10 protein-coding genes are annotated in these 17,272 nt (G+C 36.6%); 7 read left to right on the top strand and 3 right to left on the bottom strand.

Annotated features, from left to right (window positions below; all coding sequences use genetic code 11):
- Positions 1 to 89 precede the first annotated feature (89 nt).
- Positions 90 to 1,691, bottom strand: coding sequence for a methionine--tRNA ligase (gene metG / locus ACMX3D_RS15535; RefSeq protein ID WP_482746798.1), 1,602 nt, complete (start codon positions 1,689 to 1,691; stop codon positions 90 to 92).
- A 374-nt stretch (positions 1,692 to 2,065) separates the two neighbouring features.
- On the opposite strand from metG, the gene ACMX3D_RS15540 reads away from it, so the two are divergent.
- The 3 genes from ACMX3D_RS15540 to ACMX3D_RS15550 all read left to right on the top strand — a co-directional run bounded on the left by ACMX3D_RS15540 (position 2,066) and on the right by ACMX3D_RS15550 (position 5,340).
- Positions 2,066 to 2,791, top strand: coding sequence for a lysophospholipid acyltransferase family protein (locus ACMX3D_RS15540; protein WP_482746799.1), 726 nt, complete (start codon positions 2,066 to 2,068; stop codon positions 2,789 to 2,791).
- A 351-nt stretch (positions 2,792 to 3,142) separates the two neighbouring features.
- The gene (locus ACMX3D_RS15545; protein WP_482746800.1) at positions 3,143 to 3,970 is read left to right on the top strand and encodes an alpha/beta fold hydrolase; all 828 of its coding nucleotides are present in this window, start codon (positions 3,143 to 3,145) and stop codon (positions 3,968 to 3,970) included.
- A 242-nt stretch (positions 3,971 to 4,212) separates the two neighbouring features.
- Positions 4,213 to 5,340 carry a hypothetical protein gene (locus ACMX3D_RS15550; protein WP_482746801.1) on the top strand — a complete coding sequence of 376 codons (1,128 nt, stop codon included), beginning with the start codon at positions 4,213 to 4,215 and terminating at the stop codon, positions 5,338 to 5,340.
- Between the two features lie 121 nt (positions 5,341 to 5,461).
- Here the strand turns inward: ACMX3D_RS15550 and ACMX3D_RS15555 are convergent, their stop codons facing one another.
- On the bottom strand, positions 5,462 to 6,790 hold the full coding sequence (locus tag ACMX3D_RS15555; protein WP_482746802.1) for a hypothetical protein: 1,329 nt from the start codon (positions 6,788 to 6,790) through the stop codon (positions 5,462 to 5,464).
- Between the two features lie 930 nt (positions 6,791 to 7,720).
- On the opposite strand from ACMX3D_RS15555, the gene ACMX3D_RS15560 reads away from it, so the two are divergent.
- Positions 7,721 to 8,110, top strand: a complete 390-nt coding sequence (locus ACMX3D_RS15560) for a hypothetical protein (RefSeq protein ID WP_482746803.1) — start codon at positions 7,721 to 7,723, stop codon at positions 8,108 to 8,110.
- A 108-nt stretch (positions 8,111 to 8,218) separates the two neighbouring features.
- Here the strand turns inward: ACMX3D_RS15560 and ACMX3D_RS15565 are convergent, their stop codons facing one another.
- Positions 8,219 to 10,840: a dynamin family protein gene (locus tag ACMX3D_RS15565; RefSeq protein ID WP_482746804.1), complete on the bottom strand. Its 2,622-nt coding sequence runs from the start codon at positions 10,838 to 10,840 to the stop codon at positions 8,219 to 8,221.
- A gap of 1,545 nt (positions 10,841 to 12,385) precedes the next feature.
- Here ACMX3D_RS15565 and ACMX3D_RS15570 point away from each other — a divergent pair.
- From ACMX3D_RS15570 to ACMX3D_RS15580, 3 genes are all read left to right on the top strand, one after another.
- A complete protein-coding gene (locus tag ACMX3D_RS15570) occupies positions 12,386 to 13,081 on the top strand; it encodes a peptidoglycan-binding domain-containing protein (protein ID WP_482746805.1) in 696 nt (231 codons plus the stop codon).
- Positions 13,082 to 13,969: 888 nt separating this feature from the next.
- A complete protein-coding gene (locus tag ACMX3D_RS15575) occupies positions 13,970 to 14,419 on the top strand; it encodes a hypothetical protein (protein WP_482746806.1) in 450 nt (149 codons plus the stop codon).
- A gap of 1,271 nt (positions 14,420 to 15,690) precedes the next feature.
- Entirely contained in the window at positions 15,691 to 17,175 is a 1,485-nt protein-coding gene (locus ACMX3D_RS15580; RefSeq protein WP_482746807.1) for a leucyl aminopeptidase, read from the top strand.
- Positions 17,176 to 17,272: the final 97 nt, after the last annotated feature.

Genomic DNA, 17,272 nt, shown 5'->3' on the forward strand with positions numbered 1-17,272 from the left:
TTTCCGGGGCTAATGATTTAAGTTCAGCCCCGATAAATTTTTTGAGATTTTTGAGAGATAAGAGAATGGTCTGAAAGAGATTAAAAAAACTAATCGTTTTTAGGAGGTTCTATGCGTTTAAAGATTGGTTGAGGATTCCCCAACTGTTGTTTATTAGATAGTACCCCCCATTTAGAATGAATGGAAAATGGGGCAGCGATCGCTGTTTTAATTTGTTCGTTAAAGTTGATTCCAAAACCCAGTTGTCGATAAATTTCGCTACTGATATTGGGAATAACTGGTGAAAGCAGATAAGCTGACAGTCTAGCCGATTCCAGAACTGCGTAAAGTACTTTTTCTACTTCCTGCTGCTGTCCTTGTTTATATAGTGACCAAGGTGCTTGTTCATCAATAAACTTATTACTGGCTTGCACCAATGACAGGATCGCTTCACAGGCTTGATTGAAAGCTAACTCTTGGTATGCTTGTTGTACCTGTTCCCCTAGACTTAAACCAATTGTTCTCAAAGGATTTTCCGCAGAAATAATTTCATCTGTAATTGACAATCCATTGCCAGCACAGTATTTCTTCACCATGTTCAAGGTGCGATTGAGCAAATTACCTAAATCATTTGCCAAATCTGCATTTAGAACATTAATGAATCTACTTTCATTAAAGTCGCCATCTTTGCCAAATTCGATTTCCTTAAGAAAGTAATAACGAACTGCATCACTACCATAACTCTCGACTAGGGCGATGGGATCGAGGGTATTACCCAGTGCTTTACCCATTTTTTGACCATCTTTGGTCAAAAAGCCGTGTCCAAACACTCTTTTTGGCAAAGGTAAGTCGGCTGACATTAACATTGCTGGCCAGTAAACTGCATGAAAACGCAGAATATCTTTACCAATTAAATGCAAGTTAATCGGCCACCATGTTGCTAAAGCATTGGCTAAGGTTGGTTCAACATCAGGGTCTAATAATGCTGTGACATAACCCAGCAGTGCATCAAACCAAACGTACAGTGTGTGCTTAGGGTCAGTTGGTACAGGGAAACCCCAATCAAGATTAATTCGAGAAATTGAAAAGTCTTGCAAACCTCGACTGACAAAGCTTAAGACTTCATTGCGCCGACTTTCAGGCTGAATGAAATCTGGGTTTGATTGATAAAATTCTTCTAGCTGGCTCTGGTATTTAGATAAACGAAAGAAGTAATTTTGTTCGTCTCGCCACTCAACTTGTTTATTAGTATGGATAGGACAACGCTTGTCTTCTAATAATTCTCTTTCTTCTTTAAATTCCTCACAGGCTACGCAGTACCACCCTTTTTGTTGTCCTTGGTAGATATCACCTTTTTGCCAAACTCGCCCAAAAAATTCTTTGACGATCGCTTCATGGCGCGGGGCTGTTGTCCGACTAAAGCGATCATATTGAATGTTTAATACCTCCCACAGACGCACAAAACTAGGAACAATCCCATCGCAAAACTCTTGCGGCGCTTTTCCTAATGACTCCGCTGAACGTTGAATTTTTTGTCCGTGTTCATCTGTACCTGTAATTAGCAGTACACGATGCCCCATTAGCCTCCCAAACCGAGCTACTACATCTGCGGCGATCGTTGTATAAGCACTTCCAATATGCGGTACATCGTTTACATAATAGAGGGGTGTTGTCAGTGCAAATGTCTTGTCTGTTTTATCCACTAGGTTCATGCAAAATAAAAACTAAATTATTAAAACGTTTTTTAATTAATTATGACGGCAAAACTAGGCAATTATACAACATTACTATTGCTTTTTCAAACCTCACCTTAATAGTAGCAAATTTCTAGAGTTAAGAAATGTTTGGTATTAAGTACAAATCGGGCTAATTTCTGAACTACAAACAAAAATTTAAATTTAATATTCTTGATCCAATGTTGTTTATTACATATATTGTGACTAAAAGTACAACGCTCCAAACATAGAAAAACCATTTCCTTTTGTAGATAAGACATTTCTATCCTAAGACGGTCGTAGTAATAGTAAAGAAATGTAAAAATTGAGTCAAGATAAACTACGATATATTCCCAAAAAAATATTTAGATATGAGTCTAAATAGCCCTTTGGACATTTCTCGCTTGCTTTTAGCAACGTTTTCCACACGAATGTTTCGCTATTACGAGGATCGCATTCCTAGTGATGCAAGTTTGTTAATAGTGAGCAATCACCGCAGCTTTATGGATGCCATGATTTTAATGGCTGCATTATCGAGTCCGATTCGTTTTGCTTGCCATCACTATATGGGACAAGTACCTATTTTGCGAGAAATTGTCACGGGACAATTAGGTTGTTTTCCTTTAGAGGCAGTTGAAAACCGACAGCAAAGCTTTTTTGCACAGTCACAGATGCTATTACAGTCAAAACAGATGGTAGGAGTTTTTCCTGAAGGGGCTGAACCAATGGTGCAATCAACTCCGGCATCTGTAGTGGGAGAATTTCAACGAGGATTTGCTCATTTGGCTTTGCGATCTGGTGTACCAGACTTAGCAATTTTACCAATAGCGATCGCCTCTTTAGAAGAAGTTAACACCACAGCTTTTCCCCTAAAACTGTTGAGTTTATTCGACCCTTCAGAACCTTTATTCAACCAATATGGCTGGCATCCATTAGTAATATACCAGCGAGTGGCTGTGCTAGTTGGTCGTCCTTATTGGATTACAAACTATCATCAACGTCAATATCATGGAAAACAAGCAAAAAGTGTTGTATCTGAGTTAACCGAACACTGTCACAGCGAAATTGCCACCTTACTGCAACAAGGTTGCTATTAATGCAGAAAGCTACAGAAAAGGCAATTCATAGCAGGAAGTTCTGAGTAATTTGGCATTAATACTATTGTATTTTTTTGCCGATTTTTGATATATCTTGCTAAATATTGCCTGAAGCTATCTCTTGATAAGATTGAGTTATATTGATGAGCAGTTTATTTTATATTAAAGTGCTGAGTAGAAGACAAGTCTACAATTATATTGTTAAGTGAGTTATTATTAGTTGAGTTAAGATTGTAACAGATATATGCCTGTAATACGGAACTGAATCTAGCAAGCGATCGCCAACGTCAAAAGATGGTTATAGTGTGCAGGTAAATGTATGAAAAACCCAAAGGAAATTACAATTTTACAATGCCAGAAGTTGAGCTAAAGCCGTGTTTTCTGACTCCTAAAAGAGTACAACCAGAGTGTCCGTTGTTTGTTTATTTGCCAGGAATGGATGGCACTGGTGAGTTGTTGCGATCACAAACATCGGGACTAGAAGCTGGCTTTGATGTTCGCTGTTTGGCAATCCCCAGAAAAGACCTAACTACTTGGGAAGAGTTAACGAAAAATGTCTTGGACTTAATTCATGCAGAATTAGAAAAAAGTTCCCAAAGGTCAGTTTATCTGTGTGGAGAATCATTTGGGGGCTGCTTGGCGATGAAAGTAGCAACCAAAGCAGCAAATTTATTCAAACGCATTATTCTGATCAATCCCGCCTCGGCTTTCCGCCTGCGTCCTTTTTTGGATTGGGCATCCCAGCTATCATACTTAGTACCAGAATGTTTTTATGATGTTGGTGCATTGGGTTTATTGCCGTTTTTGGCATCCTTAGAACGCATGACTAGAAGCGATCGCCACGAACTACTAAAAACCATGCGTTCTGTACCATCAGAAACAGTTAACTGGCGGTTGGCTTTATTGAGAGAATTTGAAGTTAATGACAGCCTGTTAAGTTCTTTAACTCAACAAGTTTTGTTAATCGCTGGTGCAAATGATCGGCTTTTACCTTCTGTTACCGAAGTTAGGCGTATAGCTGCTATTCTCCCCAATGCTGAGGTTTTGGTACTGCCAAATAGTGGACATGCCTGTTTGCTAGAGAAAGATATTAGTCTTTATGAAATTCTGAAAAAGAATAATTTTTTAGAAACTAAGGATGACAAAGTTTATAAGCTACAAGTCAAAGAAGTACGTTGAGTATTAATAGTTGGCATCAATAAAATCTTTATCCTCTCTGCAACTCTGCGCACGCCATTCGCCTCAACGGTGGGAACCCCCGCACAGCGCTGACTCCTCTGGGTGAGATACATTGCAACACCTCCTTTTTCATAGTTAGTTGCCATATTTCAACGGAAAAAGTGTACTAGTTGGGAGATGTCAAGCCGTTATAAAATTCGCTACAACCAGACTAGAGAGACTTTTAAAATAATGTCAAAACAATGGCAGACCAACCCCAACAACAACCAGAAGTAAAAATCACAAATCAGACATCCGCCACAAAGCAACCATCACTATTAGATTCTTTAGCTAACACAGGTAAAACATTTGTAGATACAGCTTTCGGATTTAGTATAGCAGCAGCAAAACATACAAATAAGTTATTTGGACAAGCCACTCAAAGCACTGGTGAGTTAATTGATTATCTCAACCAAAATTGGTTAATCAGAAAACTATCGGGATTTTTAAACCTTAATTGGCTAATTGGTGCGAGTGAAAATGTTGACTTAGAAAAAGCAGCAGCCACAGTCAAAAAACTCCAGCAACAGCATCCCCAGGAATCACCCAGCCAAATTTCTCACCGCATCATGCTGGAAACAGCCACGAAAGCTGGGGGGATTGGATTTGCAAGTAGTATTTTACCAGGGGTAGCAGCAGCGTTATTAGCAGTTGATTTAGCCGCTACACTAAAATTGCAATCAGAAATGCTGTATAAAATTGCAGCTGCCTATGGGCTAGATTTAAAAGACCCAGCACGTAAAGGGGAAGTTTTAACAATTTTTGGTTTAGGTTTGGGTGGTAATCGCCTATTAAAAGCCACTGGACTGGCTTTGCTGCGAAATGTGCCGTTTGCGGGTGCAGCGATCGCCACTAGTTCCAATGCTGCCTTAAGCTATTCTCTAGGGTACGCAGCTTGTCGATTTTACGAAGCCAAACTGGATGAATCAGTTTCTCTGACATCACCAGAAACTTTGGCAACCCTGAAAGCTGAAAGTGAAAATTACTTAGAAACTGCGATCGCTCAACAAGTGATCATGGATAAAATTTTAGTTCACATGATTCTTGCCAGCCATCCCGAAAAAACCTGGGAAGAAATTTTACCAGAATTGCAAGCATTGAACCTCAGCCCAAATTCATTAACGGCGATCGCTAACAATATCAAATCACCGCAACCTTTAGATACACTGCTCAATCAACTCAACCGTGATTTTGCTATTCCGCTGTTAGCACAATGCCAAAGAATTGCTCAACTTGATAATCAAACTACAGCAGTAGAGCAAGAAATTATTAGTGCGATCGTCAATAAATTTGACATTTTTGAAGTCAGGTCAACCAATTTTGGATTTTAACCTCAGTTCGGGTTAAGACGATTTTGCTGCTAGTTATATGAAGGAATAGGAGTTTTAGCCAACGATAGAATAATGGTTTCAGCTTATCCCGAACTCAGATGATTTGAGATTTCCAAGAACGTTATGCTGTTATTGCCTCTAAAGTCTCTTCTGTGTTGGACTCATCTCTGACTTTGAAGTAGTAATAAAGATTTGCAATTGTCATATCAGAAGCTTGTTGTAGGTTCTTTTGAACTAATGTCTTGTGACCGCTGACATGAGCTTGTTGGTTGATATAAACTTCGTATTCCTGACGTAAAACAGGCTTGAGCATAAATATCAATTGGTCAAGCAGAGAGTAGAAATGAGATTTTTCAGCTAAATCTTCGTATGCTAATTGTTCGGGTGGGATTAGTAGCACTTTTGTACCTTGATGTTTATCTAAGGTATCCGCTAGTTCTGAAGTCGTACAATCATTTTTAGCTAAAAATTTCATTTCCATCGCTGAAAGTGAACGTACCCAATTAACCCGTGCCTGCCATACTTCCAAAATAGCTAAATCGTGTTTGCAAATCCGGCTAATTTCGGGAAAGATAAAACTAAGCTCATCGTAAGATTCACAATTATTAACTACCGTACATATTTGTTCCTTAATTTTATCGCGAAGATGGGAAAGCTGATCGCTAATAGTTAGCACCTCATTCTGCATTTGATATGTAATCATAATTGCTTGTTCAATTACCCAAGCACATTCAAATCTACGAAGTTGACTAGGTGCAGAGGTTTTTACTAGTGGTATAGGATTGATGTAATCTCCTAATGCCTCAAATAACATTTCTCTGGCACTGTCAATTTCAGCATACTTTTGACTAGTATCTTGTAATGTTAATGCTAAGCCTAAACGATGAAGTGCCTGGATAAACAGTCCATAAGCTTTTAATAAAACTGCATAATGCTGTTCAAAATTAATATTATGGACTACTTCTTTGGCAAGTTGCCTAACTTCGGCTCTTTGAGTTTTGAGAGCTTGTTGCAAATCAATAAAGCCGTTTTTGACTTCAAGTTGCATTTGCTCAACTTCTTTTTTAAGTTTGAGCGTCTGGTGTAAGTTCACTGCTTCTAATGCAACACTCGGTATCGAGCCTAACTCAATCAAAGCTATAGTTGCTTGTAGAACTTCTAGGCTTGTTTGCAGCGAATGTAACCCAGTTTGTAAAAAACTATGTTGCTGATTTCTTTCTGAGACAGCTAGATTGTTCTGCACCATGTTTGCTCCTGTCATGAGGAACTGAACAGGTACAACAAGTGGTGATAAAGGATGATTATCAACTAGAATATCAACGGCATGATCGAAAAAACTGCCAGATACCGTATCCCTTACTATACCAATAGGGATTCCACTACTGAATATTTCTGAATATTTACCAGCTGCAATGCCAGCTTTAATAGTAGGTGTAAATTCAAACAGCATATTGTACGTTGTAAAAGGTAGATGTTGCACCTAAACAGAGAAACCCTGAACAGCAAGTAGATAATAAAACTGTCAGTAGACCGAAAAGTTTTCCAGAAGACTTAACAGATCTTCATTTTCACTGAGGAATATAAAAATCTGAAATCAGGTTTTAATCTGTGTTTCAATAACTTTTGTTCTGTGGGAGGGCTTCAGAGTGATAGCTTGTCGTCATGATGGAAATTCTTAAGAACGACATCTGAAATCCTGACTTTTTCGTTAGCGAACAAAAGTTTTCGGTCTACTGATTGTAATAACAAATAAATAAAATAATTATTAATAGAAATAAAAACCTCCGTATTACCACTAGATTAACTCTATGTCTGGCATCAGTTGAGTCAAGGAAAAAATTAGGGTCTCAGCTGAAATATATGCAAAATGTAATTTATTAAATTAAATAGTTAAGAAACTTGATTTAGCTTTATCTCAAACTCAAGTTGAACTTGACTATTCAAAGGAAAATATTGTCTAAAAAGCTGATGAATTGGCAAGCATAAGCAACTAAGGGATGAAAGCTGAGTTTTTTTCGTGCAAAATTTTTATTTGCCGTATATCATGGTTGGTTAACTTAGTAAATCAATAAAGCATTTTTTGCAATATTTATTTATAAAGTGTTTCTTTTTACAGGTATCTCGGCAATTGCTCAAAGCGATCGCTTGAGGAGTGACAACAAGTTAAACTTACTTGCTCACAAGTTCTTCATATTGTTTGTGTATTATCAAATACTCACTAAACCAAATGTAGCCTTGAATAATCTTTACCTGAGTTCCTCAACTCTATTCTCATCAAGAGTAAAGTCCTCACTGAATTTCAACAGTTATTCCCTCATAACTGTCAACTTTGATTAGCAGCAAATAAATATATAATTTCTTAGTATAATTTCATACATATATGAAATATCTTTACCATCTAGCAAACGCTAGTCTTACACTACGTTTCATATATTTCCTACGTAGTCACCCTTCTTTCCCCATCAAATTTGTCACAGTTATTAGTCAAATTGATGGCTGGGTTGTTATGGTAAAAATGAACTCCCCTCTTGATCCTCAGATAGATGCTGACTTTAGAGCTTTCTTGAATGAATTGGGTACCATTTACTTCCCATCTAATCTCATGACTATGGCTCTGATGAGTTTAGAAGCAGGGCAATCCGCAATAGATGTTATGCGCCGCTATCAGGTAGCAGTCGTTTCTCATGGTAGTCCACAGTGTGAGGACATTGAAGCATTCCGAAAGCATTTTATTCACGGATTAGGCTACTGTCCACAAAACTTAGCATGACTTTCTCATCTCAGATACTGGCTTACCAAATGCAAATCGAACATCTGTAATTTACACAAAGTGATCATCCTAAAAAACTATTTGAAATCAAAATCTTTTCTAAGAGAATCAATTATTTTCTATTTTAACCATTACTTTATTAATTTCCTCAGAATACCATAAAGCAATATCTTTGCTAATTTTACTATTTATTTGCTCAAGTGCTTCGCACTTGTCTACAATCTGAGATTTTGTTGCATAATGTTGTTCTAGCATTTCTTGATGAAATTTTTCTTGCTGTTCTAAAAGTTTTTCATACGCATATATAGCTCCTTCAATGACTCGACTTACTGCTTCAACTTTAGTATCAAAAAATTTCTCAATGTTTTCCTGTAATTTTTCATAAATTTTATCTAAGGCTTCATCAAATTTTTGAAGTCCTGTTTCTAAAACAGATATTTTAATCTCTTCATGAAATCCATCGGCATCTAGCATAGAGCCAAAAGAATTAGCAATTACCCCAGTAATATTAGCTAACGTAACAGGTATAAATCCAATTCCAGTAAAGACTAGTAATTCTGCCTTTAATGCAGCACTAAAATCAATATTATCTAATTCAATTAATTGATCAGCAATATCATTAATAGAGAGTTTTAGCTCTTCACGGAATAGGGTATTGCTTCTCATTTCTAACAAGCTCACATCAGATTGAATTGCATCTAACTCATAATTAATATCTCTATTTAGACTTAGTAAGCTCTGTTGCAAAATTACATTTTTTAATTGATTATTAACCCACTCATCAATTTCATTTGATAAGTCTCTAACAAAGCACTGAATGTAGTCACGAATTAATTTATCTTGCTTCCAAAAGAGCTTATGGTCAGAATTCCATTGCTCACTTCTTAATATCATACGTTTCTCTAAACCTTCATTCCACTCATTCCAGGAAACATTAACTTGTTCAAGAGCTTGCTCTATAAGTTTTATTGTTAATAAAGTTATTTTTACATCACGGCCACTAAAACTTCCTATTTGCTCTAAAATTTTACGTTTTTCATGTTCAGCAATCTTGATTTTAGTTTCTAACTCATCTTTGAATTCATTCAGATTGCTGATCATTTTTTTTATCAATTTATTAAGTTGTTCAGACAATGGCTGAAGTTTCAACCTTCCACGTTCAATAATTAAAAATCTTTCAATTGATTTAACAAAAACATCGAAATTTTTTTTATACTCATCTTCGTATCCATTCAGAACAGCACTCAGTGCAGCTTGAGCTGAAATAAAGTGAACACGGTTTTTACCTGTAATTATTGGTCTATCACCTTCAACAATTGTGTGAATCCTTTTTTTAATTTGCTCACGACTTTTCTCTGTTTTAATTAAATCTATAAAGTTACACACAATAAATAAGTTATTTGCTGGTTCTTCATCTTTACCACCGTTGAGTTGGATTTTCAATTGATTTAATAATTCACGTTCACCTTGCGTTAGCGATCGTGAAGCATTAGTAACAAAAATAACAGCATCAATACGTTGAAGCAACCTTTGAGTAATAGCTGTGAGTTCAGGATTTTCATTTAACCCTGGTGAATCAATTATTTCTACACCACTGTTACACAATGCCAAGTTTGGATGTTCAACAACGATTTCTTCAATCGCAGATTGTACTAATTCTTCATTTAGAAAACCAATTGCATTATTTTGAACAATACTTACTTTTTGCCGGTAATCATCAAATGATATTTCTTCTTCACGTCCATCTTGATAACGACAGACTATTCGTTTTTGCATCCCATACTTTAAGACTACTACTGTACCATTACAGGGAATGTCTTGCATTGGTTGAATTTCTTCACCAAGCAAAGCATTGATTAAGGTTGATTTCCCTTGGTTAAACTCTCCGATAATTGCTAACCGAAATCGATGTAATTCGATTTTTTTTGATAAGCTACTAGCTTCGTCAACTAAATCTTTAGATAGAAAGCCAAGTTCATGACAATTTTGAACTATCTGAAAAATATGATGACAATAATTACCTAATTGCTGGCTAAACCCTTGAAATTTTTTCAAACCTTCATAGTATATGGAAACACGCGGTTGTGTTTTTTTAGCTTTAGGATTAACAGTCAGAGCCTTCAACTCATTAGAATATTGATTAATAGCTTCATTCAATTCATCAGAATATTGCTTAATATCTTCAGTCTTAAGTTCTTGAGGATGTAAAATATTTAGTAAATCATCTACCTCATCAAGAACTACCACATCTAAATTTGCTTGAGGTTGAAATGCAGATGATAAAACTGCAAAATGTTGCGGTTTAACACTTAAAAACTGAGCTAAAGTTTCTAAATACCTTTGTTCACGCCAGCCCAATTTCCCATCAATTGTAGACATTTCATAGCCCAAACCAATCAACAATAATCGTTCTGATTCTGAAAGAAGATTGCTTATGGTTACTAATTCATTAAATTTTAGATAAAGCTGATATTCTTTAACTCCTTTGATCATCAAATACTTAAATCTACGTATGTCACTTTCTGGTGTACTAAATCGATCTAAAATCTCGACAAGTTTTTGTTTTTCATTATCTGTAACTTTGCCATCAGCAAACATTACTCCTAGCAAGACTATAATCAAATTAGCAACAAATATGACCAATGGTGTAACATCTCTTTGAGTCAGATTTTGTCCAGTAATTTTTGACAAAAACTTAACTACTTGATGTTCAATTAATGATGCATTCATAAATAATCATTACCTATTTCATTGATTATTTTATTATTAAAGATAACTTTAATAAAATTTAGATTATGACTGTAGCTATCTGTAATAGCTATTTGTCATAATCAATTGAGGTTTTTGAGAAATCGTTCATAGAGTAAACTAAATATAGAGACGGCATTAAGGCTATATAACTATATTGATATTTGAATATTTAGAAGTTTAAAAGTTAGCCCTAAGCTAATCTGCAATTAAATGTAATGCTTTACAGGCGACTGTAAAGCATTACAAAGATTAACATTTACTTGATAAATTACTTCTCATTAAATATTCTCCCATTAAGGATTACTTCATGTCTACGCGCTTGGTTTCATTTTAGGTAAATATATATTTAAGGCTAAAGTTGCCAGAAAGCTTACATTATAAGAGCTGATTCGTAAAGACAATCTTAAGAGGACTCAAGTTATTGCTAGGTTTTAAGTTTCAGCGAATAAGTGCTGTATTAATTGAAATTACTGAAACCCTTACATAGTAAGTGTTTAACTTTAGTTTACAAATTAGGTATAAGATTTTTTGAAACTAAAATAGTAATACAATATATTAAATTAGTCTATAAAGCAATTAAGGCTTTTCTATGCCCCAAGAAATAAGAGCTTGTCAAAATAATTAGAGATAAACCTTTGAGCTTGTGTGATAGAGGAACAACTATTTCATCACGTAACCTGGACAGTACATACAAGCTCAAATGAATGCCTAACCAACTAAAGGTAAACTGACTAAGCATTACACTGAAGTTACCCCTAAACAAAAAACGCTAATGCTTACTTAAAGCGGCTTTTAGGATTTTTTGCTTCCGCCTTACTGGGTACAAATTGCCAAAGGGTCTTGCGAAGCGAATTTGAGGAGCTGAACATGATTTTTTAGCCTACCATAAGAAGTCTATTTGGATGCAGACTTTACATGGGTACTGGCTTGGACAGGTCGAACGCTAGATTTATTAGCTCGCCAGGCTTATGAGCTTTTTTAGTACAAATGCACGGTGTAACTTCAGATTACAGATCAAAAGCATACCAGACATCAAGTGAAGTGCAAGCTATCTTGGATGTAGCCACAAAACGCAAAGTCTATTTGCCCACCGTGACTATACGCTGATGTTGATGTTGTTTCAAAACAGGCTGATGGAGGGTGAAGCTATGGGTGAACAATTTGGGTAGGGCTGGGATGCAGTGATATGAGGACAAGATAAATTTTCATCATTAGGTAGAAAGATAGTGACTCTGGGTTAAATGAAGCGAAATAGCTTTTCGGTTTAGTAGCATACTTAACAGTACGGACATTTCTTATTTTTTCATCCTTATTCAGTCTTGACTAAATACCCCACCAAACTCACCAAATAAAACCGTACAGCGACTTCTGCCTCTTGGGGACTCTTTAAATCTAAAATATTGCGCTTATAATGGCTTGATTACTCAGGTTTTCTTCAATAGCTGATACAGATATGTCATGCTTTTGTAGAGCAAGAGTATCCGTGTTTTCTCTTAATTAGTCCACCTTTAGTTAGCCAGTACAATGAACAATATCACAATGTTAATGGCAAGCGTATTGATGACAGAACAAGTGTCTTCGCCCAATTTACTTAACCTGTCTGTAACTCAGTTACACAAAGATATGCAGAATCAGTCATATCAGATAATTTCAGAAGCAAAAGTTGCATCAACTAAAGCCATGAGGCTAAGCCATAATTTACGGATCGTTCCATTAGTATTTAAGTCTAAATCTCAAAAGAGCCGAATAACAAAGACAAGAGAAATATTTACCAAAAGTTTAGACAAATTATCTAAAATAAATTCTTCTCAAGTCTTGAAAAATGAGTTTTCTCAAAGAAAAAGCTTAACTGCAAAACAACGTAGAGAAAAGCTGGTGTTTACGAAATCTCAAAAAATGAGTTTTCTTGATAGGCAACAGTCAATTATAGAACAAAATAGTAATAATAATGATATTGTTCTTGCAAATTCTCAAAGCTTCAATAAACAAAGATTACCTAATCTAGGTTTTAGTAATTCAGGTGTAGCTGTCAGAGTTTTACAACGGCTATTAATAGCCAATGGCTATGCTGTTCCAGTAGATGGGTATTTTGGCGCTTTAACCGAGAGTGCTGTTAAAGCTTTTCAAGATAAGCAAGATTTAACAGTGGATGGAATAGTAGGAAAGCAAACTTGGTACTGTCTGACTATGTACAGCAAGCAGCAAAGATATTTTAGTTGAAAACTGGGGGTTTATCTTTACTATGTATTCTCTATTGACTATCATACGGTTACTTGTTTACTAAGCGATTTAGCAAAATCAATTACATAGTCAACTCAGAAGTGTTATACCCTGAAAAAGTTTTTGCAACATAATTCTGAGAGTAATGATTTTGCTTGCTTGCCAATTTAGATTTTATTGCAATTTATGTGCAATATTTTTGTACAACTTCTCGTTGTTTTTTCTGTCTAACTTTTAAGAATTGCTTTAACCTCTGACGGTTGCTTCTAGGGGGGAATGATTGAGAAATTAGTAGGGGCTTAGATTGGAAAAGATTGCAGATCGTTACCCAACACCTTAAAACAAAGAGAACTAATACTAATTTTAGGAGCAATACCAATAGCTTAAACTGGAACATAACCCAAATCAAATCCGCGTGTAATGTGTGAAACCAATCACTTTTCTTTTACAGTATTCAAAGCAAAAGACCCACTATCCGTAACGTTTAATTTGAAAGATGGTTCAGTTTTAGTGTTAAGCTACTTCCTTTCTTACCTTAAGATACATACTAACATTGATGGAAGTTCGGAACTTCTCGGTTCTCTAACTCAATTTTTTTTAACTCGAACTTTTATCAGGCAATCAAAAACATACTTTTGATATTGGTATGTACTAATTCCTAAGATATCAGCAGCTAATTCTCGAAAAAACTTCCGGCTTTTGGTTTGGAGTTTAGGTCTATTTCCGTTAATAAGAAATGTATTTCTGAAGAACTTTCTACTCGCCGTGCTGTATGGTGTTATTTATGAGATTAGGTTTGGGAGATGTTGAGGTTAATAACAATACTTTTTAAACATTCTATCACAAAAGTTAACAAATGATGTATCAGCAAAGTTTTGGAGAGACAGTATGAACAAATTTATATTAAAAAATAGCGTAGCAGGCATTACGGCAACAGTTGCTGCGGTAAGCTTTGGATATTTTGCTGCTCAATATTTTGGTTTATCTATAATGTTGGCTATCAGTACAGGAATGTTTGGGCTAGGTGCAGCAGTGCATCGAAATCAACAATCACTGCACCAATCATCTCTACCAGAAACTCTAGTTGTAACCGAACCCAAAGCCAAACTTACACAATTAGACAACGAGGTAAAACAGCAGCATGAATATTCAACAAACAAAAGCAACGCCAAGGCTAATCTTCGCTCAATGACAGCTGCTTCAAGATTTGTTAAGGCTCAAGAAAAGGTCACAAAGTTTGCAAATCAATCTCAATCTTATGGCTACTGCCGCAAACGCCTGGCTGTATGTCATCAAGTTAAAATTAAAAATTCAACCAAGGATATTCCTAAAGATTAGGCATACTTGACTATTTGGCTAGGATTATAGTTATCGCTATCGTACCAATTTTTTCTCTAGCTTAGAAGTTAGACCAATTGAAAAAATGTCTAATTTTTACTTATTAACAATTAGGATAGATGGTGATGACAATAGTAATTATTTTATGTAGTGGATGATGTGTTTTGGCCAATTGATCATACAAGTTCTACTTTGATTATGTAAACATAAAGGCTTTGTTTTGTTAGCTAAATCTTGGGTAGGATAAATAATATTGCTTTGACTGAATAGTTTTGAGAGTTTTAACAAAGATTACAGACTATTACCATAAACATCAAAAATTTTTACCTAATTTGCCATGATTCGTATTATGGTAAGAGGATGTATGAAAGTATTAAATATTTTTCCTGCTCGCGCCTAGCACTCTTTAACAAGCAGGATAATCATTTCAAAATCTTACTGAACAAGGAAGATTTTAGGGTATCATCAAGCATTGAATACCACACTCAAAATTTTTTAGACATCCTGTCAGGGTTTTGGCATAAAATCTGAAGTCTTAGAGCTTGTCAAACAAACACTGACGATATTGGCATAATTCAAGGAAATTATTTACAAGTACGCTAACTTTAATATATAAAGATGTAACCGTCAAAGTGGAACAATTCAACAGTAGTTTAGGTGCATCTGATGATTTCAGAACAGGTATTATTAACAAAGTGGCGAGACCTTTCACAAGAGAAACAAAAGCAGGTTTTAGATTTTATAGATTTTCTTTACTGGCAAGATGTTACAGGTAAATCGTTTTCAAGTACAACTGTCTTTGAAAAACGTCTTCAGCAAATTCGTAATAAGATAACTGGTTATAGTTACAGTAAACCTTGATAATAGATAGGCTGAAAACGCTGTGCTTTTAAGCTGGGGATGAAAGCTATTCTGGAGGCTTGAGCCTCCAGTAATGTTTTGTTTTATGCTTGAGTAGATAATTTCATGAGAGCGAAAATGTGTGAAAATTGACGAAATTAATGAAGATTTCAACTGTTATTATTGGGACTTTGCAGTATAACCACAAGCGATCGCACTGAAGACCAGCCAGAACAGCACTTGATGAAAAGTAGATTAAAAGCTGATTTCGACCTCATGAAAGCCGAGTCAAAAGTTAATAGCTGTAGAGTATAGCCTCTTGGCACCTGAGAAATTCTGCCCCTGCTCATCATTCCCCAGTCCCCTCACCCTGAACAAAAAAATTTGAGCAATACTGGTACAAGAAGGAATCTTGAAACAAAAATCCCAACATGGCAGCAATTCAACTCAGTAATCAGCCTCTCTTGGAGTGGGCAGGCGATAGTTTGGCAATTGGATTATTTGAAGATGCGGTAGAGTTAACAGGTGAACTGGCGACTTTGAATGAAAAGTTTGCTGGCATCTTAAAAGAAGTAATTGCCGAAGAAGAATTTACAGCCAAAGCCAACAGCACTGTCTTCACCCGTGTTACTGGTGGTGGTTCAGTTAAAAAAGTAATCTTAGTCGGCTTAGGAAAACCAGACACACTGAAAATAGATAATCTGCGTCGTGCAGCGGCGGCGGCGGCTAAGGTAGCCAAAAAACAAAAAAGCAAAACTCTGGGATTTAGCTTTCCCTTATGGAATAACGACCCAGCCGCCACAGCCCAAGCGATCGCGGAAGGTGTGCAGTTAGCTTTATACCAAGATGTGCGCTTTAAATCAGAACCAGATGATAAAGCGTCAAAAGTCGAAACTGTAGAACTGTTAGGCTTTGATGGGCAAGAAGCCGCAATTACCCGCGCTAACCAAATTGTGTCCGGCGTAATTTTGGCTAGAGAATTAGTAGCAGCCCCAGCCAACACAGTTACGCCAATTACAATGGCAGAGACAGCCCAAGCGATCGCCAACGACTACGGTTTACAAATACAAATACTCGAAAAAGAAGATTGTGAAAAATTAGGCATGGGTGCTTTTTTAGGAGTGGCCCAAGCTTCTGATTTGCCACCCAAATTCATTCACCTCACCTACAAACCAGAAGGCACACCGACAAAGAAACTCGCCATTATTGGTAAAGGTTTAACCTTTGATTCTGGTGGATTGAATATTAAAGGTGCAGGTAGCGGCATCGAAACCATGAAAATTGATATGGGTGGTGCAGCTGCAACCTTGGGTGCGGCAAAAGCGATCGCCCAACTCAAGCCAGATGCAGAAGTTCACTTTATCTCTGCCGTGACTGAAAACATGATTAGCGGTCACGCTATGCACCCAGGCGACATCCTCAAAGCCTCCAACGGCAAAACCATTGAAGTTAATAACACCGATGCCGAAGGTCGTTTAACCTTAGCTGATGCGTTGGTATATACCGACAAATTAGGCTTAGATGCGATCGTTGATTTAGCTACCCTCACAGGTGCTAACGTGATTGCTTTGGGTGAAGATATTGCAGGCTTGTATACTCCCGATGATGCACTAGCTTCTGGGTTAGAAACAGCTTCTGCCACCTCAGGCGAAAAAATCTGGCGAATGCCAATGGAAGAAAAGTACTTTGAAGGCTTGAAGTCCGGCATTGCGGATATGAAAAATACTGGGCCGCGTCCTGGTGGTTCCATCACTGCTGCCTTATTCCTGAAGCAATTCGTTAAAGATACTCCTTGGGCGCACTTAGATATTGCTGGCCCAGTGTGGACAGACAAAGAAAATGGCTACAACGGCCCCGGCGCAACCGGTTACGGCGTAAGGATGTTGGTCAACTGGGTACTAGGAACTGAAGTCTAAAGTATGAAGTATGAAGTGTGAAATATGAGTTTTCAGACTTCATACTTCAGAATTCATACTTTATTCGTGTTATCTTGGGCTTGCCGCCAAAACAAGT

The organism is Anabaena sp. TISTR 8404 (assembly GCF_056847745.1).